Here is a 21,511-nt window from a genome sequence, read left to right as displayed (position 1 = left end):
AGTATTATGGCATTAAGTAAATTAGAAAAAAGAATAAGAATAAAAAGAAGAGTAAGAGGGAAAATCTCCGGGTCTTCTGAATTGCCAAGATTATCTGTATACAAAAGTAATAAGGAAATTTACGCTCAGTTAATCGACGATAAAGATGGTAAAACTTTAGTAGCAGCTTCTTCAAGAGAGAAAGGAGTTGACGCTAAAGGTACTAAGATTGAAGTTTCTGCTGCCGTTGGTAAAGCTATCGCTGCTAAAGCTATCGCTGCAGGAATCGAAAATATTGTATTTGATAGAAACGGATTCGTATACCACGGTAGAGTTAAGGCTTTAGCTGATGGTGCGAGAGAAGGAGGACTTAAATTCTAATCATTAAATTTCGGAAAATATGTTAGGACTAGATAATATAGAAAGAGTAAAACCGGGAGGATTAGAATTAAAAGATCGTCTCGTAGCTGTAAACAGAGTAACAAAAGTAACTAAAGGAGGTAGAGCTTTCGGGTTTTCTGCTATCGTAGTTGTAGGTAACGAAGAAGGAGTTATCGGTTACGGTTTAGGGAAATCTAAAGAGGTTGCTTCTGCAATTGCTAAAGCAGTTGAAGACGCTAAGAAAAACCTTGTGAAAGTTCCTGTAATGAATCACACAATTCCTCACCAAACTACTGCCAGATACGGTGGTGCAGATATCTTCTTAAGACCTGCTTCTCACGGTACAGGGCTTATCGCCGGTGGTGCGGTAAGAGCGGTATTGGAATCTGCTGGTATTCACGATATCCTTTCAAAATCAAAAGGATCTTCTAACCCTCACAATGTAGTAAAGGCTACTTTCAAAGCATTGTTAGACATCAGAAGACCTGAAGAAATTGCAAGAATGAGAGGAGTTTCTCTAACTAAAGTGTTTAACGGTTAATAAATAAAACAATGGCAACAATTAAAGTAAAGCAAGTAAGAAGCGCTATTGGAAGAACAAAAACCCAAAAGAGAACGCTTGAAGCATTAGGATTTAAGAAACTTCACCAAGTTGTAGAACACGAAGCTACACCGTCTATTTTAGGGATGATAGCTGCAGTTAGTCATTTACTTGAAGTTCAAAAATAATTTTTTAAAAAAATTTAAAATGAATTTAAACAACATAAAACCTGCTGCAGGTGCAACTCATAATTCTAAAAGAATTGGTAGAGGGCAAGGTAGCGGAAAAGGAGGTACTGCTACAAAAGGACATAAAGGACAGAAAGCAAGAGCTGGTTATTCTCAGAAGATCGGTTTTGAAGGAGGTCAGATGCCTTTACAAAGAAGATTACCTAAATTCGGATTCAAAAACGTAAACAGAAAAGAGTTTAGAGCTATCAACCTTGATTCTATCCAGACTTTAATCGAAAATAAATCTATCACAGGAGAAATTACGAAAGAAGTTTTGGTAGCAAACGGTTTAGCTACTAAAAACGAATTAGTGAAAATTATGGGTAGAGGAGAATTGAAATCTGCGGTTTCAATCTCTGCTGACAAATTCACTAAATCTGCTGAAGAGCTTATTGCTAAAGCAGGTGGAAAAGCAATTACCTTATAATAGTAACTAATGAAAGAATTTATACAAACCCTTAAGAATATTTGGACCCTAAAAGAATTAAGAGAAAAAATTCTCTTTACCTTAGGTATTATCCTTGTGTATAGATTCGCATCTTATATCTCTCTTCCTGCAATTAACCTTGCAGAGGTGGGAGATCTCTTAGAGCATTATAAAAATCAAGGCGGTAACAAGCAAGGAGCAGGTCTCCTTGGCTTGCTTTCGTCGTTTACGGGGGGAGCTTTCAGCCACGCTTCCGTAATGGCGTTAGGGATTATGCCTTATATTTCTGCTTCTATTATTGTTCAGTTGATGGGAATGGCTATTCCTTATCTTCAGAAGCTTCAGAAAGATGGAGAGTCCGGTAGAAATACATTGAATCAGATTACCAGATGGTTAACGATTGGAGTTTGTTTAGTACAGGCACCTTCTTATTTAACCTCTATTACTCAATTATTTTTACCATATGCTCAGTTCCAGTCTGCATACTATGTAGAGCCAAACTCTATTATGTTCTGGTTGCCAAGTATTGTAATCCTGGTAGCAGGTTCAGTATTTGCAATGTGGCTAGGTGAAAAGATTACCGACAAAGGAATAGGAAATGGTATTTCTATCCTTATTATGGTAGGTATCTTATCCAGGCTACCGGAAGCATTTGTACAGGAAATGGCCGTGCAGAACGGAAAAGGAGGAATGGGATCTATCATGATCCTTATTGAAGTAATATTCTGGATGTTGGTTGTTTTATTGGCAGTGGTATTATCTGTTGCTGTTAGAAAAATTCCTATCCAGTATGTAAGCAGAGCTCAGGCGAGAGGAGGTGTAAACAGAAATCTTATGCAGGGAGCAAGACAGTGGATTCCATTGAAAGTGAATGCTGCCGGTGTAATGCCGATCATCTTTGCCCAGGCATTGATGTTCGTACCTGGCTTATTGACCAAGTTCGATGAGTCTAATACTTTTCTTGCAGGTTTCAAGAATGTTTTTAGCTGGCAGTACAATGTATTGTTTGCCCTATTAATTATTATCTTCTCATTCTTCTATACTGCGATTACAATTCCGGTAAACCAAATGGCTGATGACTTGAAGAGAAATGGAGGTTTAGTACCGAAGGTAAGACCCGGTAAAGAAACTGCTGATTATTTAGATGATATTTTATCAAAAATTACCTTGCCAGGTGCAATTTTTTTATCTATCTTTGCAGTCCTTCCGGCAATTGTGCATGGAAGCTTTGTTCAGACAGATGCGTTTGCCCTATTTTTCGGGGGAACATCACTATTGATTATGGTTGGAGTAATTTTAGATACTGTTCAACAGATTAATACTTATCTGCTGAATCATCATTATGATGGCTTAATGCAGTCTAAATTATCAAGAACGACTGGATATTAATTTATGGCGAAACAAAAACATATTGAACAAGATGGCGTGATTGTGGAAGCACTTTCGAACGCCATGTTCCGTGTAGAACTAGAAAATGGGCATATACTTATCGCTCATATTTCCGGTAAAATGAGAATGCATTATATTAAACTTTTACCTGGTGATAAGGTAAAACTAGAAATGTCTCCCTATGATTTAACAAAAGGGAGGATTACATTTAGATATTAAACAACCGCCAAATGGAGTCTTCGGGTTTCCATTTGGCTATTGTTAAAAATAAATATTTTCAAATGAAATCACAGATTCCATTTGAAAATAAAAAAAAATAAATATTTCAAATGAAAGTTAGAGCATCAATTAAAAAAAGAAGTGCTGATTGCAAAATCGTACGCAGAAAAGGTGTACTATTTGTAATCAACAAGAAAAACCCAAAATTTAAACAAAGACAAGGTTAACATTAAATTATGGCGAGAATTTCAGGTATTGATTTACCAAAAAACAAAAGAGGCGTTATCGGTTTAACTTACATCTACGGAGTTGGAAGAAGTACTTCTTCTGAAATCCTTAAAGCTGCCGGTATCAGCGAAGACAAGAAAGTCAACGAATGGAATGACGATGAATTGGCTGCAATCAGAACTTATATCTCTGAAAACGTAAAAGTAGAAGGAGAGCTTAGATCTGAAGTGCAATTGAACATCAAGAGATTGATGGACATAGGATGCCAACGAGGAATACGTCACAGACTAGGATTACCTTTAAGAGGCCAGAGAACGAAAAACAACTCTAGAACCCGTAAAGGAAAGAGAAAAACTGTTGCTAACAAGAAAAAAGCAAGTAAATAATCGTTAGGAATTATGGCAAAACAAACTAAAGTAGTTAAAAAAAGAAAAGTAAAAGTAGAGGCTATTGGTGAAGCTCACATCCAGGCGTCTTTCAATAATATTATTATTTCTTTGACAAATAAAAACGGAGAAGTAATTTCTTGGGCATCTGCCGGTAAAATGGGATTCAGAGGTTCTAAAAAGAATACTCCTTTCGCTGCTCAGATGGCAGCTGAAAATTGCTCTGCTGTAGCTCACGAAGCTGGTTTAAGAAGAGTAAAGGTGTTTGTAAAAGGTCCTGGTGCAGGTAGAGAATCTGCTATCAGATCTATTCACAACTCAGGTATTGAAGTTAGTGAAATCATTGATGTGACTCCTATGCCACACAATGGTTGTAGACCACCAAAAAGAAGAAGAGTTTAATTTTTAGAATTTACCCATTATGGCAAGATATATTGGACCTAAAACTAAGATTGCTAGAAAGTTTGGTGCTGCAATCTACGGAGATGATAAAAACTTCGAGAAAAGAAAAAACCAACCGCCAGGACAACACGGTCCTAACAAAAGAAGAGGTGCTAAAAAATCTGAATACGCAGTTCAGTTAGCTGAAAAGCAAAAAGCTAAATATACTTATGGTATTTTAGAAAGACAATTTGCTAATTTATTCGATAAAGCACACAGAAGTAAAGGTGTAACAGGTGAAGTTCTATTACAACTATGCGAATCCAGACTGGATAACGTAGTGTATAGACTAGGTTTTGCTAAAACAAGATCTGCTGCTAGACAATTGGTTTCTCACAGACACATTACTGTGAACGGAGAAATTCTGAACATCCCTTCGTATTTGGTAAAAGCTGGTGATGTAATCGCTGTAAGAGAAAAATCTAAATCTCTTGAAGTGGTTTCTGATGCATTAGCTTCTAAAGCAAACTATGAGTGGTTACAATTCAACGATGAGAAAAAAGAAGGTACTTTCGTATCTGCTCCTGAAAGAATCCAGATTCCGGAAGACATCAAGGAACAACTTATCGTCGAACTTTACTCTAAATAATTTTTTAATCAAATTTTTGCTCAACCCAATAATATGGCAATTTTACAATTCATAAAACCCGATAAAGTAATTTTACTTAACTCTGATGAATTTAAAGGTCAATTCGAATTCAGACCATTAGAACCAGGTTTCGGGCTTACAATCGGTAATGCTTTGAGAAGAGTGTTGCTTTCTTCTCTGGAAGGATACGCTATTTCATCTATCAAAATAGAAGGTGTAGAGCACGAATTTTCAACTATTCCAGGAGTAATCGAAGACGTTACCGAAATTATTCTTAACCTTAAGCAGGTAAGATTAAAAGCTGCAGCAGAAGGCCAGGCCAACGAGCAGGTAGTTGCTAAAGTTTCAGGTCAAACGATTATTACTGCTGGAGATTTAGGAAAATCAGTAAGCGGATTCGAGGTTCTTAACCCGGATTTAGTGATCTGTAACCTAAACAGTGATGTAACTTTCGAAATTACTTTCAATATAGAAAAAGGGAGAGGCTATGTTCCTTCAGAACAAAATAAATCAAACAATGCACCGGTAGGTACTATTGCTATTGATTCTATTTTCACGCCAATTAAGAAAGTACAATACAGCATTGAAAATTATCGTGTAGAGCAAAAAACAGACTACGAAAAACTTGTATTAGATATAGAAACTGATGGTTCCATCAGCCCTCAAAATGCTTTAACAGAAGCTTCTAAGATATTAATTTATCACTTCATGTTGTTCTCTGATGAGAGAATCACTCTTGAAACGGAAGCTGTAAAAGCATCTATCCAATACGACGAAGAAACGCTTCATACAAGACAACTTCTTAAGTCTAAATTAGCAGATATGGATCTTTCAGTGAGAGCTCTTAACTGCCTTAAAGCTGCTGAAGTAGAAACTCTTGGAGAATTGGTTTCTTACAGTAAGTCTGATTTGATGAAATTCAGAAATTTTGGTAAAAAATCTTTGACAGAACTAGAAGAATTAGTGCATTCAAAAGGTCTTAACTTCGGTTTCGACGTTGCAAAATATAAGTTAGACGCTGATAAATAATTAATAATGAGACACGGTAAAAAATTCAATCACTTAGGAAGAACAGCTTCTCACAGAAGTGCTTTACTTTCTAATATGGCTTGTTCTCTAATTGAGCATAAAAGAATCAACACTACTGTAGCTAAAGCAAAAGCTTTAAGAGTATATGTTGAACCTCTATTAACAAAAGCAAAAGAAGATACTACACACAACAGAAGAATTGTTTTTTCATATCTTCAAAATAAAGAGGCAGTTACTGAACTATTCAGAACAGTAGCTCCTAAAATCGCTGAAAGAAACGGTGGTTATACAAGAATCATCAAAACAGGTTTCAGACCGGGTGATGCTGCTGATATGGCTCTTATCGAGCTGGTTGATTTCAACGAACTTTACAATCCTAATGCTGAAGAGAAAAAAGCTACGAGAAGAAGCAGAAGAGCTACAACTGTTAAAAAAGCAGAAGCTGTAGTTGCTGAAACTCCTGAAGTAGAAGAAAAAGTTGAAGAGCCTAAGGCAGAAGCAGCTGACTCTACTGAGGAAAAAACTGAAGAATAATATTCATTCAGATATACATAAAAACCATCCGGATTCCGGATGGTTTTTTATTTTTATTTTATAGTGTGTGTCTTTATTTTTAACTATTAGATTGTTATCGTTTTTATATTCATACTTTAATGCATAAAACTATAACATTAATTTTATATGATAATTTAATTTATCAGATCTTTGTTTTCTTCAGCTCAATCACATTATTTCCCTGCTCAAGGTGAAGGCTGTCCCCTTTTACCCTTACGGTCATATCATCTTTTTTGTAAATGGTTTCGCTTCCTTTTGTTTCCGTTTTTTTCAGAGTGAAAGTTTTTTTGTTGCTTGTAATAGCAACAGTACTCTCTTTTGGTGTTGTTTCAAAAACTACTTTTACTAAGGTTCCGTCACTTGCCTTATAAACATGATCTTTCTTTTCGGTTTTCTGGCCATTCACTTCAGTCATTGATGAACCTGTAGTTATAGTATCCATTTTTCCGTTATTATTAATAACTGATGTTTCGGAAGTATCAAATTTCACGACACTTTTGTTTCCGCTTTCACTCGATTTATTACAACTGATCACTGTCAGTGCAAATACGGCATTCAGTACTAAGAGACTTTTTTTCATGATTTTTTAAGTTTAATGTTGAGCTTGATTTTTATTCTTTAATTTTACAAAAATCATGCTATAATATGAAATCTTTTTGCAAATATTTATACATAATTCTTTCCTTTTTCTCTATTAATTTACTGTATTCTCAAAAAGGAAATTTTGAAATTAAGGATGGCCACTTTTTATTAAGCGGAAAACCGTTTACCATCTATTCCGGAGAGATGCATTATCCGAGAGTTCCTTCTGAATATTGGAAACACCGGCTGCAAATGATGAAATCGATGGGGCTAAACACGGTCACAACCTATGTTTTTTGGAATTATCATGAGGAAGAACCTGGAAAATGGAACTTTTCCGGAGAGAAAGATTTAAAAAAGTTTATAAAAACAGCACAGGAAGCGGGTTTGTATGTAATCATCCGTCCGGGGCCATATGTTTGTGCAGAATGGGAGTTTGGCGGGTATCCGTGGTGGCTGCAGAAAGATAAAAATTTAGAAATAAGAACGGATAATAAAGCATTTCTCAAGCAGTGTGAAAATTATATCAATGAGCTGGCAAAACAGATTATTCCGTTACAGATTAACAATGGCGGACCGGTTATTATGGTTCAGGCTGAAAATGAATTCGGATCTTATGTGGCCCAACGTAAGGATATTTCATTAGAACAACACAAAAAGTACAGTCATAAAATAAAAGATTTTCTCGTAAAATCCGGAATTACAGTTCCGTTTTTTACTTCGGACGGAAGCTGGCTTTTTAAGGAAGGTTCCATTGAAGGGGCTCTGCCGACTGCAAACGGAGAAGGAGATGTTGATAATCTCAGGAAAAAGATCAATGAATTTAATAACGGAAAAGGCCCGTATATGGTTGCAGAATATTACCCGGGCTGGCTCGATCACTGGGCAGAACCATTCGTGAAAGTTTCAACGGAAGATGTCGTGAAGCAAACAGAATTGTACATTAAAAATGGAATTTCATTTAATTATTATATGATTCATGGAGGAACAAATTTCGGTTTTACAAGTGGGGCCAATTATGATAAAAACCATGATATTCAGCCGGATCTTACGAGCTATGATTATGATGCTCCCATCAACGAGGCCGGCTGGGTGACTCCTAAATTTAATGCCCTAAGAGATATTTTTCAGAAAATTAATCGGCAGCGTCTCCCGGAAGTTCCAAAACCGATGAAGGTGATCACTATTCCGGAAATTAAGTTCACAAAAATAAACTCTCTCTTTGATGTTATTCAGCAGCAAAAACCTATTATTCATAATCAACCTCTGACGTTTGAAGATCTTAATATCGGAAACGGGTATATAATGTACAGACGGAAATTTAACAAAGATCAGAAAGGAAAACTGGAAATAAAAGGGCTGAGAGATTATGCGAATGTTTATGTTAATGAACGCTGGCAAGGAGAACTTAACAGGGTTAACAAAAAATATGATCTCGATATTGAAATCAAAGCCGGAGACAGACTGGAAATACTAGTTGAAAATATGGGAAGGATCAACTACGGCGCTGAAATTGTTCATAATTTAAAAGGAATTATCAGTCCGGTAATCATTAATGGGAGTGAGATTTCAGGAAACTGGGAAATGTTTCCTTTGCCTTTTGATCAGTTTCCAAAGCATAAGTACCAGCAAAAAGATATCGCGAATAATTCCCCGGTAATAAGTGAAGCTGAATTTAAACTCGATGAAACCGGAGATACTTTTCTCGACATGCGGAAATTCGGAAAAGGAATTGTTTTTATAAACGGAAGGAATATCGGAAGATACTGGAGCAAAGCCGGTCCGCAGCAAACCTTATATGTTCCGGGAGTATGGCTGAAAAAAGGAAAAAATGGTATTCAGATTTTTGAACAGATTTTTGAAGGCAGCAGCTCCATAAACAGTATTGATCACCCGATTTTGGATCAGCTTGTGAAATAGTTGAAACTTTCATAGTTAAAATGGTTATTAATTGAATGTTACGTGTGATTGATTGAAAATTCTGAGATAAAATATTGCCTTTGAAATGAAAAAATAATTAAATTTAATAAAACTAAAGACTAAGCCATAACTGCAAACTCAAACTTGAAAATTACACAAAGGTGTAATTGATTCTGCTTTGTTTTCTGCTGAAATTTGTCTCAAAAAAAAGAACATGAGCATTTCCATAGCCATAGTAGAAGATGAAAAAAACTACAACAATGCGTTGAAGAAGGTGATCAATTACCAGAGTGATATGAAGGTAGTTGCTCAGTTTTTTGATGGAAATGATGCTCTGAATAACCTTGCCGGTATTTCTCCGGATGTTGTAATGATGGATATTCAGCTGCAGGATATACTCGGAATTGAAATCATAGAAAAGTTACGGAAAGACATGCCCGATACACAGTTTATCATGTGTACCAGCTTTGAAGATGATGAAAAGATTTTCAATTCTTTAAAAGCCGGAGCCATGGGATATCTCATCAAAGGAGAAAGCATGGATAAAATTCTTTCCTCAATCCGTGACGTCTACAATGGCGGTGCTCCGATGAGCCATTCTATTGCCAGAAGGGTTCTCACCCATTTCGAAAAGAAAAGTTCAGACGTAAAAGGTTTTGATGAGCTTACCAACCGTGAGAAAGAAATCCTGGAACTTCTCGCTCAGGGTCTTTTATACAAAGAAATTGCCGATAAAAAGTTTATCAGCATGGATACCGTAAAAAAACACGTTGGTAATATCTACAGAAAACTTCACGTAAATAATAAAGTAGAAGCAATAAACAAATTTAACCAATTTAAAAACTAAGAATCATGGAAGAAAATCAGGATTTACAAGACCTTTTAGGAAGAATTCATCAGTTAGTTAATTATAATTTAATAGGGATTGATGATCTGAATGTTATTCAAACATTCTGTAATAAGGAAAAAGAAAGGATTGAAAGGGGCAATGTCATGGAATTAATTGAAAAAGATAAATGGAAAGATTATACGGTATATGCACAACAAGACACAGGGAAAATCCATCCGGAATCTGCAATTCCAATGATTTGGGAATATGTTGACTTAAACAACTTGAATGATAAGTATAGAAAGAGGCTGGAGATATCCAAAAGTGTAGCGGATGATATTTTTCTAAATGTAAGTGAAGTTGACATCTTTTTAGGGGAAATTAATGATGGGTTGATCTTTATGTGTAAGTTGAATAATGGGACTTCTCTCGAACATTATATCGTAAATAATACATTAAAGAAAACACCAATATCACAGCAGGAATTTGATACATATAAAACCAATTATGAAGGCGGACTTAAAAGAGAACTAGACAGATATTTGCAAATTGATTTTGCAAATTCTTTAAGCACGAAAAAATTTACAGTAGGTGATGTCTTGTATAAAGAGCTTTTAAGACAATTCACAGTACATTCTAATATTGTTATTTCTTTTTATCCGGCTATTCATGTATTGGATTATCTCAGGATCATTAATAATGGAGGAGTTAATGTTGAAGTTAACTATAGAAGAAGATTGACATTCGTCATGATGTTAGAATATTACTCTGGCGCATCGCGTATCGAAATACCAGGCAGTGGAGTTTATGACAGAAACGGGCTTTGCCCTCCACCAGATGATTCAAATTGCTAAGATGAGTGGGCTGGATATTTTATATTATGCTGTAATATTTATTAATTTAATTGTTTCCATAGTTTTTAAAAGGCTGTGGAAACAATATTTTTGGTTATATTTTGGGATCACAGTTGTCATAGAAGTACTGATTAGCTTTAAAGCTGATTTTGTAACGACGCGGATCTACAATTATTTGGATATATTCTGTATAGGATATTTTGGGTATTTATATTTTAATGAACTGAAGAAAAGTGAAGTAATTAAAATAATTACTCTTATTTCTATACTAACCGGAGGAGTATTTATTGGGTTTTCAAAAACGAATTACTCGATTATTACAGGTTTTTTATATTCAATTTTCTTAATTTTCATTTCTTTGTTTTGGTTTTACAGAAAAATTTCCAAAAGAAACGATAAAGATAATATCATAGACTTACGTTTTTTTTGGATAAGCAGTTCTTTATTGCTTTGGTCTGTTTTTTATATTTTTAGAATGTTCCCCATGTACTTTTTTGTTAAATCTGATTTAGAATTTTCATATTTACTTAAAACAACATTCCAGATTATTACTATCATTTCCTACATTATTTTTTTTAAAGGCTTATTGTGTAAAGATGAAGGAACTTCCGTTTGAAATAAAATTTATATACGTTACTGCAATTGTGTTAATAATCGTTTTTGCAGTATTTATAGTTTTTGTTGTACTGATGTATAACAAAAAACAGATTCTTTATTTGAAAGAAAAACAATTGAATATTGAAAGTCAAAACCAGCTTCTCCAAAAAGAGCTCGAAAAACAAAAATCCATAGAGAAAGAAAGAGAACGTATTTCCCATGATATGCATGATGATCTCGGGGCCGGAATTTCTGCACTCAAACTTCAGGCAGAATTTTTAAAACAGAAAGCACAGGATGATGATCTGCAGAGTGATATTGATGAACTGTTAAAAACTTCTGAAGAAATGAATCTCTCCATGCGGGAAATGCTCTGGAGTCTAAATTCGGAGAATGATACTCTGGGAAGCTTTACCGATTATGCGATCCGGTATACTGAGAACTTTTTGAAAAAAACAAAAATAAAACCATGGTTTGAAAGCATGGATATTATATCAGAAACCCCGGTTTCTACAGAACTAAGGCGGAATATGTTTCTGTGTTTAAAAGAAGCTGTCAACAATGCCTATAAACACAGCCAGGCTGATACACTGAGGCTTTCATTCTCTCAAAAAGAAAACCGGTTTTTAATGGAGATCTCTGATGACGGAATTGGGATTGATAAAGAAAAGCCCGCAGGAAACGGCCTCAGGAATATGAATCGCAGAATGGAGGAATTGGGTGGTGGGTGTGAGACATTATCTTCCGGGAAAGGCACCCACATTATTTTTAAAACAACAATATGAGTTAATTAAAGCTTCTGTATAAGAGCAGCATCATTAAAAAATGATGCTGCTTTGCTTTTAAGAATCACCCGTTTGTGTAATTGACAGGAAGCCGTTTTATCATCAACTTTGGTTTAGAAAATTAATAACCATTTTAAATTTTATTAATCATTAAATAACGATATCATGAACACAGAAGAATCAATCAAAAAACTGACAGAAGAATTTGATGCGGAGCTAAAACAGCTTACCAACGAAATTTCTAAAGAAGTCTCTTCTATCGGTGAAGACAGCGAAGTCCTTCAGGATAACAAAACCCTGTTTAAAATTAAGAACGGCAATTATCAGTACAATTTCGAATGGAAGAAAGTCATCTTCAATGTTCCTATACCACAGTTTACGATGAAAAGCCAGAAATGGTCTTTTGATATTCCTGAGGTAACGATGAAGCTTAAAGAAATATGTTTCGACTGGCCTAAAACCAAAATGACAGATAAAAAAGTGGGTGAAAAACCGGAAGTAACGTGTGATTGGAAAATGAAAAAGATAGGCTTTATCAAAACTAAAATATGGCAGTGTACTACGAAATGGACTCCAATTATTATTTCTGTTCCAGAAGTAACGATGGAAACCAAATGTATGTCGACCAAAATTCCGGAAGTGGTCATGAAAACAAAGGAAATTATCATGAATATTCCTGAAGTAACGGTGGAAATGAAAGAAGTTTCATTCAACACTTTGGTCATAACGAGCATTGATTATGCTGAATCCGAAGAAAATATTGAAAACAGCAACGAAAAAATTACCCAGATCCAACAGAAAATTAATGAGTTGACTCTTGGCTATGAAGGGAAAATGAAATATTTGCAGGTCAATCTTGTGAATGAGCAGTTTGATAAAGCACAGGCTGAAATCCTGGGAAGCATTGATACTGACAAAAAAAACATGGAAAAGGCTATTGAAGATTCCAAGAATACAATCAGTGAGCTAAAAAACAATGGTGCTGCAGAACAGCTGAAAATCGAAGAAGATAAACTGAATAAGCTGATTGATGATTTGAATAAAATACTTGCACCGTTTGAGCAGGTGCTGAAGGACCTCAATGAGCAAAGACGGATAGCGCTCGAAAGCATTGAAATGGCAGAAGCAGAAGTATAACCCCTGAATCAATTGTCATGAAAGAAGAAATTTATATCATAATGGCTATCATTGTTCTATGTGGAATAATAGGTGGCGTCGGAAGTTCATTAAAAGAAATGAAGGAAAACGGGGGAAGATTCCTGCTTAGAAATATCATGTTTGGGATTTTGGCCTCAATTACAGTACCGCTGTTCCTTAATCTCGTTTCCAGTGATATACTGAAAACAATTTTAGACCCGAAAAAAAATGAAATTTATGATCTTAATTATTTCATTTTTGCAGGATTCTGTATTGTTGCAGCTTATTCTTCAATACAGTACCTCAATATCATTTCAAGCAGGGTAGTTCAGAATTTAAAGGAAGACTATGCTGCCCTGAAAGTGGAAAGTAAAAAAATGAAAGAAGAAGTAGAGCGTATTAATGACGTACAAAAAACAACACTGGTCTATGATAAAAATGTAGAATTGAATAAGCTGGAACAGGCTGCGATTATTACTGATGACGAAACCCAGGAAGTCATGAAAACAATTTATAACCCGGAAAAAAAATTTACTCCTGTTGAAAAAATACTGAATAACGTGACTTCGATTGAAAATGACAAAATAGAAAAAAAAATAGAAGAGCTAAAGGACAAAAATTTACTGAAAGAGATTCAGTTCGGTGATGGGACAAGGGCAGTCGCATTATCGGAAGGAGTGGAAGATTTTATAAATGGAAAATAGATTCTGAATACATTACCCAATTCTCCGGATTATAAAAAGTTTGGAGAATTTTTTATTCTAAAACTCCCCGATTATCATCACATCAAAATTAACTTAAATTTAACTCAGAATAAATGTATAAATTGGCTCTTCAGTGCTTCCAAAAGTTAAAAATTCATTAAATTTGTCTGAACTATAAAAAAAGAACAATGAGTTACATTTCTTACATAGAAGCAAGACAAATTTTGGATTCAAGAGGGAATCCTACAGTTGAAGTAGATGTATTCACGGAGAGTGGTGCGATGGGGCGTGCTGCGGTACCTTCCGGAGCTTCTACTGGAGAACATGAAGCGGTAGAGCTGCGTGATGGCGGTTCAGAATATATGGGGAAAGGTGTTCTTAAGGCTGTTGAGAATGTAAGAGAAGTAATCGCCCCTGAATTGGTGGGTCTTCCTATATTTGATCAGAACCTTTTAGATCAGATTATGATCGATCTTGACGGGAGCAGTAATAAAGGAAATCTTGGTGCAAATGCCATTCTTGGGGTATCATTGGCAGCAGCAAAAGCAGCAGCAACTGAATTGAAAATGCCTTTATATAAATATGTTGGAGGGGTGAATGCCAATACACTTCCGGTTCCAATGATGAATGTTATCAACGGTGGTTCTCACTCAGATGCACCCATTGCGTTCCAGGAGTTTATGATCATGCCGGTAAAAGCAGATTCTTTCTCTCATGCATTAAGAAAAGGAACTGAGATTTTCCATCATTTAAAATCTATTCTTCATTCAAGAGGCCTATCTACAGCAGTAGGTGATGAAGGAGGTTTTGCACCTACATTCAAAGGAACAGAAGATGCGTTGGATACATTGCTGCAGGCAATCGAAAAAGCGGGCTACAAACCAGGTGACGATATCATGTTGGCATTAGACTGCGCCGCTTCGGAATTCTATAAAGACGGAGTTTATGATTACAGAAAATTCCAGACTCCGGATTCAGCACAATTCAGCAGCAGTGAGCAGGTTTCTTATCTGGCAGAACTGGCAGCTAAATATCCGATCATCTCTATCGAAGACGGTATGCAGGAAAACGATTGGGAAGGATGGAAAATGCTGACAGACAAAATCGGTGACAGAGTACAGCTGGTAGGGGACGATTTATTTGTAACCAATGTTGAAAGACTGGCAAGAGGAGTTAAAGAAGGAATTGCCAACTCAATCCTGGTTAAAGTAAACCAGATCGGCTCACTTTCTGAAACAATGGCTGCCGTACAAATGGCGCAGCACAACAAATTCACTTCAGTAATGTCTCACAGATCAGGAGAAACAGAAGACTCTACCATTGCTGATCTGGCAGTAGCAATGAATTGCGGACAAATAAAAACAGGTTCTGCTTCAAGATCAGACAGAATGGCAAAATACAACCAGCTGTTGAGAATTGAAGAAGCCCTTGGTGAGACTGCAATTTTCCCGGGATTGGAAGCATTTAAAATAAAAAGATAATCGAATTTATAAATAACGGCAAGCGATAATTTTTGTTTGCGTATTTTGTAATAAGTAGTATATTTAAAAAAAATAAATAAATAATGTCAGACAACAAAGTAATATTGAATTACGATGGTAATTCATATGAATATCCCATCGTGGACAGTACTATCGGAGACAGAGGGATAGATATTTCAAAACTAAGAGACCAGACAGGTTTAATCACTTTAGATTTAGGATACAAAAACACCGGGGCTACTCTTAGCGAAATCACTTATTTAGACGGAGATAAAGGAGAATTATTCTATAGAGGTTATCCAATCGAACAGATTGCTGAAAAATCTAACTTCACAGAAGTAATGTATCTTTTATTACATGGTGAATTACCTACTCAGAATCAATTTGCTACTTTCGACGGTAACATCAAAAAATATAACTTCATTGCAGAGGAGATGAAAAAGATCATCGATGCTTTTCCTCGTTCTGCCCACCCTATGGGGGTTTTATCTTCTTTAACTTCAGCCTTAACTGCTTTCAATCCAAAAGCGGTTAATGTAAATTCAAAAGAAGAAATGGATCATGCTGCAGAATTGATGATTGCTAAATTCTCTCACCTTTGTGCCTGGACATACAGAAAAACTCAGGGTTTACCGCTTAACCACGGAGACAACAGTCTGAACTATGTAGAAAACTTCTACAAAATGGCTTTCAGGTTACCAAACGAAGAATTCGAAGTGAATCCTGTGGTAGCTGATGCTCTTGATAAATTATTAATCCTTCACGCTGACCATGAGCAAAACTGTTCTACATCTACAGTAAGAATGGTAGGTTCTGCACACACAGGCCTTTTTGCTTCTATCTCTGCAGGGGTTTCTGCACTTTGGGGACCACTTCACGGTGGGGCAAACCAGGCAGTAATCGAAATGCTTGAGTTGATCGAAAAAGATGGTGGAGATGTTTCAAAATATGTAGCAAAAGCGAAAGATAAAAACGACAGCTTCCGTTTAATGGGCTTCGGACACAGAGTATACAAAAACTTCGATCCAAGAGCAAAAATCATTAAAAAAGCAGCTGACGATATCCTTAACGCATTAGGAATCCAGGATAAAGCCCTTGATATTGCAATGCAGTTGGAAAGAGTAGCTCTTGAAGATGAGTATTTCGTAGAAAGAAAATTATATCCGAACGTAGATTTCTACTCAGGAATCATTTACCGAGCGTTAGGAATTCCTACAGAAATGTTTACCGTAATGTTTGCATTAGGAAGACTTCCGGGATGGATTTCTCAATGGAAAGAAATGAGATTGAAAGGAGACCCGATCGGAAGACCAAGACAGGTTTACCAAGGTGCTCAGCAAAGAGACTATATCGATATTGCCAACAGGTAATATTGATTCCATATACAAAATCCCAAAGTTTACACTTTGGGATTTTTTTATTTGAGGTGTTCCTTAAAAAAGATAAAATGATGCTCAATAGATTTTTGCCAATAATCTGCATTGTGATTTCCAGGTTGAGAAATGAATGTAAGAGGGATTTTCAAACTGTCTGCAAGGTTTTTAACCTCAATTGTTGCTGGATAGAGAACGTCTTCAGTGCCACAATCGATAAGAAAAGGATTTCCTTTATTATAAGTTGTTAAAAGGCTGGAAATACTGTATTGATTCCATTCCTTTGCTGGTCCCAATATTACTGATAGATCATCAATGACTCTTGTTGTTTTGAAAAATGTTACACTTGCCTTGCTAAGGATGTTAAAATCTAAAGAAAATGCCCCGCTCGAGCTGCCTGCGGTATTAAAATAATCCTGGTGTAGAAGAAAATACCGGATTGCTCCATATCCACCCATACTTAGTCCGCTGATGAAAATATTTTTTTTATCAATACTAAAACTGGAATGGATTTTAGGGACGAGCACCTTAAAAAAGAAGTCCTCAGCTCTTGAACCTTTATTATACGGACTGTTAATGTACCAGCTTACAAATCCATCCGGACATACAATAATCATATTATATTGGTCGGAAAGTTTTTGAAGATCTGTGGTTTGGGACCACTGGCGGTAGTTCTCGCTATATCCATGAAGTAAATAAACCAGAGGATATTGCTCTCTTTGATCATAAACCTTAGGCTTAAAAACTAAAACCGTGTCAGGTTTGGAAACAAATTCAGATTTTAAAACCCACCTTTCCTGGGCATTTAATAATGACAGGCCCATAACCATGCTAATCATGAGTATGATATTCTTTGTACACATATTTTTGTATTTTAGTGTAAATTTCTGCAAGCTATTTGTAGATTACAATAACGAATAAAATTGTTAGCCATACATTATGAGAAAAGAAAATTCAACCAATGCCATGAACGAACAGTTTTTGTTTGGAATTTGCGAATTGAATTCTGCGGTGAGTATGATCAGTGGACGTTGGAAATCACAGATTGTTTATTCCGTATCTGAAGGGAATAACAGATTTCATTTATTGAAAAAAGAACTGCCCAATATTTCGGAACAAGTCCTGGGAAGACAATTAAAGGAACTTGAAACACACAAAATTATTGTGAAAAAAGAAATACCCGGTACTGTTCCTGCAGGAATTGAATATGTGCTTACCAATAAAGGAGAAGATTTAATCCCGATTTTAAAAAACTTATGTGAATGGGGTAAAGTATATGCAGAAGGAAAAAAAATATCAGCTTTTAATTTTATATGAAAATTAGATATGTGATTGATTTTAAGTTTAATAATTTAGTAAATTTACCATAAACTATCCGATGATTAATTTTTGTACAAGCATGACAGATCTTGTATCGATCATCATTAGTGCGGCTTTGTGAACCGTTTATATTTTAAAAACTAATTGACAATGACTTTCGGACAACAGATGCTATTTTTTTTCAGTGCCATAGGAGCTTTTAACGGAATCCTTCTTGGCATCTATTTGTTGTTTATTAAAAAGCTGAAAAACATTCCTGATTTCTTTTTAGGCTTAATCGTGTTGACTTTAAGTATCAGAGTAGGAATTTCCGTATGTATTTATTTTTATCCTGACTGGCCTGAGATAATTCCGTATCTTGGTTTGGCTGCTTTATTCTTCACCGGACCCGCATTATTCTATTATGTCCGTTCGTCATTTTTAGAGGAACAGTTTATTTTAAAAGACTGCCGGAAATCTTTCGGAATTATAACTGGTGTTTTAGGTGTTGTCGGAACTTTGTACCTCTTTTTCCCGGTTATCTGGGACAGGTATTTTGCCACGTTTGTGTATACGGTCTGGTCGGTTTTTGTTTGTCTTTCAGTTTATCAATATTATATTCTTTCAAAACGGCAATCAAAAAGCGGAAATCAATTTATTCTTCCTGTTCTGCTAAGTAATGTGATCATTTTCCTGGCATATCAGTTCATATCTACAGGTTGGATTCAGGTATACTGCGCAGGAGGAAGCCTTGTTTTTTCTTTCGTTTTGTATGCTAATTTTTTAATGCTGTTTAATAAAAAACATCACCTTTCAACGGCTAAGGAAACTAATAAATATTCTAATAAAAAAATTTCTGATGAGAAAGCTGACAGTTTTGTTTTCAAGCTGGAAAATCTGATGCACAGTGAAGAGCTATACAAAAATCCCAATTTAAAACTGAGTGATCTGGCTTCAAAGATGAATATGTCAACACACCAGCTTTCGCAATTATTGAATGATAATTTAGGGAAAAGTTTCTCAACGTATATCAATGAATACAGGATTAATGAGGCTTGTGAACTGATTGAGAATGATTCCTATTTAAAGATTGAAGAAATTGGCTATGAAGTGGGATTTAATTCAAAATCCACATTTTTCTCAACATTTAAGAAAATAAAAAATACTACTCCTCTTTTGTATAAGCAGTCGCAATCTCTTTCTGAACCGAGGTTCCAAAGTTCTAATTTATAATTCTGTACTTCGGAATTTATATTTCAAAACCTGATTTTTAATAATACCCAATAATTTTGATGTCATAAAATTTAAAATTTATGATGGTCAGATTATGGATTTTTATCCTGTTATTATTTTTATCAATTTTTGCAAAATCACAAGAAACAGATTCTTTGCAGCAGAAAGATTCCATAAAGACCATTTCTGAAATTGTCCTGCAGTCTTCCGCAAAAAATTTGAGATTAAAAGAAGGAAACCTGGTGATGAATGTAGCTAATAATAAAGATTTCAAAACCTCGGCTAATATTCTTGAAGTTCTCAGGAGAACCCCGGGAGTTACGGTAGATCAGGAAGATGGAATTTTTATAGGCGGAAGAATAAGTCCTGCAATTTTTATCAACGGAAAACAAATATTGATGAGCAGCCAGGAGCTTCAGGCCTATTTAAGATCCCTGTCGCCGGAAATGGTTGAATCTGTTGAGGTCAATTCCAATCCTTCCTCAAAATTTGATGCTGAATTCAAAGGGATTATTGATATCAGGCTGAAAAAGAACAGTATCCTGGGGTGGAGAGGAAGCTATACAGGAAATATTTCTGTCAATCGGTTTAACTATCGGGAAAATACACTCAATCTTTCTTATAATACCTCAAAAATTGCATACCAGATTCAGTTAGGCTTTAATGATGGGATTTCTACCTATCGTTATAATGCCTTACAATATTTAGCCAATACAAACGTGATGAGAACCAAAACCGACCAAAAAGATGCAGGTAAGGTTTATAATCTTCAGGCGGGGATTGACTATCGATTGAATGAGAAAAACAGGTTCGGATTCAGCTTAAGGGGGAATTTCAGGGAAAATAACCGGGTGCGGCTGGGATCTTTACATACAGTTAACAAAGATCAGACCCAGCTTGTTTTTAATACACAAAGTGAGAACCCGACTGATTACAATCAGGATAATTACGGAATTACGGCCGATTATTCATTTCAGCATGAAAATTTTAAGTTGAACGTCCTGGGAAATTACCTTTCAGTCGAAAATAAACAGAAAGATGATTTTATCAATAAAGATGTAACCTCTTCAAAGCTTTTATCCTACTGGAAATCTGATTTAGTTAATGCAATTCATATTTATGCAGGCCAGATTGATGCATCTCAGAAAATAGGAAATGCCAATTTTGATGCAGGAATTAAATTCAGCAGCTCAAACACCGGTAATCATATCAGATATGATACTTTATCGGTGAATAATCAATTTGTTTTTGATCCGGGAAGAAGCAATGTATTTGATTATAAGGAGAAAATATTTGCAGGATATATCGCGTATAGTCAGAAGATCAATAGATTCCAGATTAATGCCGGGCTAAGGTTTGAAAATACAGAAAGCATATCCAATGCGGTGACGGTAGATTCTGTGGTCTCCAGGAATTATCTGAAATGGCTTCCGTCTTTCAGCATCAGTTATACAATGAATAAATCAAATGAATTTTCAGTTTCTTACAGCAGGAAAATTACGAGGCCTGTTTTTTCACAGCTTAATCCTTTCAGGTTTTATTTCAGCCCGCTTAATTACTGGATTGGGAACCCATATTTACAGCCCTCTTTTACCAATCAGATTAAAGCAACGTACCGTTATAAAAACTGGATCACAAGTTTTACCATCGGGAAAGAAACGGATGTAATGGTACGTTACCCGATGTATAACCCTCAGACCAATGTTCTTGAATACCTGGGAACCAATCTCCCTTACCGGAAGTTTGCAGCTTTAGAAACAAGTTTTCCTGTTAAGATTTCAGAATGGTGGAATATAACCAGCCAGCTGACAGGGTATTATAATGATGAATACAGGCCTTATCTGGATGAGGTTTTTGCTTTGAAAATATATAATTATGAAGTAAGGCTGACCCAGGTGTTTTCACTTCCGTTCGGTATTACAGCTAATCTTTATACCAATTATGAATCCTGGACAGGAAACAGTTTATATATCATAAAACCTCGGTATACCGTTGATTTTTCCCTGCAAAAGGGGTGGCTTGACAATACTTTGAATACAAAAATCAGTTACAATAATATCTTTGATTCTTATGATCAACAATTAGAATTCAGGCATAAGCAGATCATGGATAACCGTTTTACCCATTGGTGGGACAGCAGAAGATTACTACTGTCAGTAAATTACAATTTCGGGAATTCAAAATATCAGGCAAAAGAAATACGGAAGTCGGAAGAAGAAAACAGAACGAGATAAAGTTGAGTGTTGCTGGTTTAAAGTTTAGAGTTTAAGGCTGTTTAAGTTCCAAAATCCAAGATTTAAAATTTCAGAATTCTGCAACCCTA

General features: G+C 35.6%; 25 protein-coding genes. 23 read left to right on the top strand and 2 right to left on the bottom strand.

Features of this window, described 5'->3' with window-relative positions; all coding sequences use genetic code 11:
* Window positions 1-6: 6 nt before the first annotated feature.
* The 12 genes from rplR to rplQ all read left to right on the top strand — a co-directional run bounded on the left by rplR (window position 7) and on the right by rplQ (window position 6,373).
* Window positions 7-360, top strand: a complete 354-nt coding sequence (rplR, locus tag PMI13_RS00525; RefSeq protein WP_007839497.1) for a 50S ribosomal protein L18 — start codon at window positions 7-9, stop codon at window positions 358-360.
* 19 nt (window positions 361-379) lie between these two features.
* A complete protein-coding gene (gene rpsE / locus PMI13_RS00520) occupies window positions 380-901 on the top strand; it encodes a 30S ribosomal protein S5 (RefSeq protein ID WP_007839495.1) in 522 nt (173 codons plus the stop codon).
* Between the two features lie 11 nt (window positions 902-912).
* On the top strand, window positions 913-1,089 hold the full coding sequence (rpmD, locus tag PMI13_RS00515) for a 50S ribosomal protein L30 (RefSeq protein WP_007839493.1): 177 nt from the start codon (window positions 913-915) through the stop codon (window positions 1,087-1,089).
* 19 nt (window positions 1,090-1,108) lie between these two features.
* The gene (gene rplO, locus PMI13_RS00510; protein WP_007839491.1) at window positions 1,109-1,558 is read left to right on the top strand and encodes a 50S ribosomal protein L15; all 450 of its coding nucleotides are present in this window, start codon (window positions 1,109-1,111) and stop codon (window positions 1,556-1,558) included.
* A 9-nt stretch (window positions 1,559-1,567) separates the two neighbouring features.
* On the top strand, window positions 1,568-2,947 hold the full coding sequence (gene secY, locus PMI13_RS00505) for a preprotein translocase subunit SecY (protein WP_007839488.1): 1,380 nt from the start codon (window positions 1,568-1,570) through the stop codon (window positions 2,945-2,947).
* A gap of 3 nt (window positions 2,948-2,950) precedes the next feature.
* On the top strand, window positions 2,951-3,166 hold the full coding sequence (gene infA / locus PMI13_RS00500) for a translation initiation factor IF-1 (protein ID WP_002983257.1): 216 nt from the start codon (window positions 2,951-2,953) through the stop codon (window positions 3,164-3,166).
* Between the two features lie 110 nt (window positions 3,167-3,276).
* Window positions 3,277-3,393 carry a 50S ribosomal protein L36 gene (gene rpmJ, locus PMI13_RS00495; RefSeq protein WP_007839480.1) on the top strand — a complete coding sequence of 39 codons (117 nt, stop codon included), beginning with the start codon at window positions 3,277-3,279 and terminating at the stop codon, window positions 3,391-3,393.
* Window positions 3,394-3,402: 9 nt separating this feature from the next.
* Window positions 3,403-3,780, top strand: a complete 378-nt coding sequence (gene rpsM, locus PMI13_RS00490) for a 30S ribosomal protein S13 (RefSeq protein ID WP_007839478.1) — start codon at window positions 3,403-3,405, stop codon at window positions 3,778-3,780.
* Window positions 3,781-3,792: 12 nt separating this feature from the next.
* Complete coding sequence (gene rpsK / locus PMI13_RS00485) at window positions 3,793-4,182, top strand: 30S ribosomal protein S11 (protein WP_002983263.1); 390 nt, start codon at window positions 3,793-3,795, stop codon at window positions 4,180-4,182.
* Window positions 4,183-4,201: 19 nt separating this feature from the next.
* The gene (rpsD, locus tag PMI13_RS00480; protein ID WP_007839471.1) at window positions 4,202-4,810 is read left to right on the top strand and encodes a 30S ribosomal protein S4; all 609 of its coding nucleotides are present in this window, start codon (window positions 4,202-4,204) and stop codon (window positions 4,808-4,810) included.
* A 33-nt stretch (window positions 4,811-4,843) separates the two neighbouring features.
* The gene (locus PMI13_RS00475) at window positions 4,844-5,839 is read left to right on the top strand and encodes a DNA-directed RNA polymerase subunit alpha (RefSeq protein WP_007839470.1); all 996 of its coding nucleotides are present in this window, start codon (window positions 4,844-4,846) and stop codon (window positions 5,837-5,839) included.
* Between the two features lie 6 nt (window positions 5,840-5,845).
* Window positions 5,846-6,373: a 50S ribosomal protein L17 gene (rplQ, locus tag PMI13_RS00470; protein WP_007839469.1), complete on the top strand. Its 528-nt coding sequence runs from the start codon at window positions 5,846-5,848 to the stop codon at window positions 6,371-6,373.
* Window positions 6,374-6,536: 163 nt separating this feature from the next.
* On the opposite strand, the gene PMI13_RS00465 is transcribed toward rplQ, so the two are convergent.
* Window positions 6,537-6,974 (bottom strand): hypothetical protein, encoded by a 438-nt coding sequence (locus tag PMI13_RS00465; RefSeq protein WP_007839468.1) that lies wholly within the window; start codon window positions 6,972-6,974, stop codon window positions 6,537-6,539.
* A gap of 65 nt (window positions 6,975-7,039) precedes the next feature.
* On the opposite strand from PMI13_RS00465, the gene PMI13_RS00460 reads away from it, so the two are divergent.
* From PMI13_RS00460 to PMI13_RS00420, 8 genes are all read left to right on the top strand, one after another.
* Window positions 7,040-8,896, top strand: a complete 1,857-nt coding sequence (locus PMI13_RS00460; RefSeq protein WP_007839467.1) for a glycoside hydrolase family 35 protein — start codon at window positions 7,040-7,042, stop codon at window positions 8,894-8,896.
* 214 nt (window positions 8,897-9,110) lie between these two features.
* A complete protein-coding gene (locus PMI13_RS00455; protein ID WP_007839466.1) occupies window positions 9,111-9,743 on the top strand; it encodes a response regulator in 633 nt (210 codons plus the stop codon).
* Window positions 9,744-9,748: 5 nt separating this feature from the next.
* Entirely contained in the window at window positions 9,749-10,579 is an 831-nt protein-coding gene (locus tag PMI13_RS00450) for a hypothetical protein (RefSeq protein ID WP_007839465.1), read from the top strand.
* A gap of 716 nt (window positions 10,580-11,295) precedes the next feature.
* Window positions 11,296-11,961, top strand: a complete 666-nt coding sequence (locus tag PMI13_RS00440) for a sensor histidine kinase (protein WP_238536253.1) — start codon at window positions 11,296-11,298, stop codon at window positions 11,959-11,961.
* Window positions 11,962-12,126: 165 nt separating this feature from the next.
* Entirely contained in the window at window positions 12,127-13,098 is a 972-nt protein-coding gene (locus tag PMI13_RS00435; RefSeq protein ID WP_007839457.1) for a hypothetical protein, read from the top strand.
* Between the two features lie 17 nt (window positions 13,099-13,115).
* Complete coding sequence (locus tag PMI13_RS00430) at window positions 13,116-13,802, top strand: YEATS-associated helix-containing protein (protein ID WP_007839455.1); 687 nt, start codon at window positions 13,116-13,118, stop codon at window positions 13,800-13,802.
* A gap of 188 nt (window positions 13,803-13,990) precedes the next feature.
* A complete protein-coding gene (eno, locus tag PMI13_RS00425; protein WP_007839453.1) occupies window positions 13,991-15,283 on the top strand; it encodes a phosphopyruvate hydratase in 1,293 nt (430 codons plus the stop codon).
* A gap of 83 nt (window positions 15,284-15,366) precedes the next feature.
* Window positions 15,367-16,653 (top strand): citrate synthase, encoded by a 1,287-nt coding sequence (locus tag PMI13_RS00420; RefSeq protein ID WP_007839451.1) that lies wholly within the window; start codon window positions 15,367-15,369, stop codon window positions 16,651-16,653.
* 47 nt (window positions 16,654-16,700) lie between these two features.
* On the opposite strand, the gene PMI13_RS00415 is transcribed toward PMI13_RS00420, so the two are convergent.
* Window positions 16,701-17,519 carry an alpha/beta hydrolase gene (locus PMI13_RS00415; RefSeq protein WP_007839449.1) on the bottom strand — a complete coding sequence of 273 codons (819 nt, stop codon included), beginning with the start codon at window positions 17,517-17,519 and terminating at the stop codon, window positions 16,701-16,703.
* 76 nt (window positions 17,520-17,595) lie between these two features.
* Here PMI13_RS00415 and PMI13_RS00410 point away from each other — a divergent pair, with 76 nt between their 5' ends.
* The 3 genes from PMI13_RS00410 (at window position 17,596) to PMI13_RS00400 (ending at window position 21,422) form a co-directional block, all read left to right on the top strand.
* The gene (locus PMI13_RS00410; RefSeq protein ID WP_007839447.1) at window positions 17,596-17,973 is read left to right on the top strand and encodes a winged helix-turn-helix transcriptional regulator; all 378 of its coding nucleotides are present in this window, start codon (window positions 17,596-17,598) and stop codon (window positions 17,971-17,973) included.
* A 153-nt stretch (window positions 17,974-18,126) separates the two neighbouring features.
* Window positions 18,127-19,188 carry a helix-turn-helix domain-containing protein gene (locus PMI13_RS00405; protein ID WP_007839445.1) on the top strand — a complete coding sequence of 354 codons (1,062 nt, stop codon included), beginning with the start codon at window positions 18,127-18,129 and terminating at the stop codon, window positions 19,186-19,188.
* Between the two features lie 80 nt (window positions 19,189-19,268).
* Window positions 19,269-21,422, top strand: a complete 2,154-nt coding sequence (locus tag PMI13_RS00400) for an outer membrane beta-barrel protein (protein WP_007839443.1) — start codon at window positions 19,269-19,271, stop codon at window positions 21,420-21,422.
* Window positions 21,423-21,511: the final 89 nt, after the last annotated feature.

Source organism: Chryseobacterium populi, from assembly GCF_000282115.1.
GTDB lineage: Bacteria > Bacteroidota > Bacteroidia > Flavobacteriales > Weeksellaceae > Chryseobacterium > Chryseobacterium populi.
This window is presented reverse-complemented; position numbering and strand designations above follow the sequence as displayed.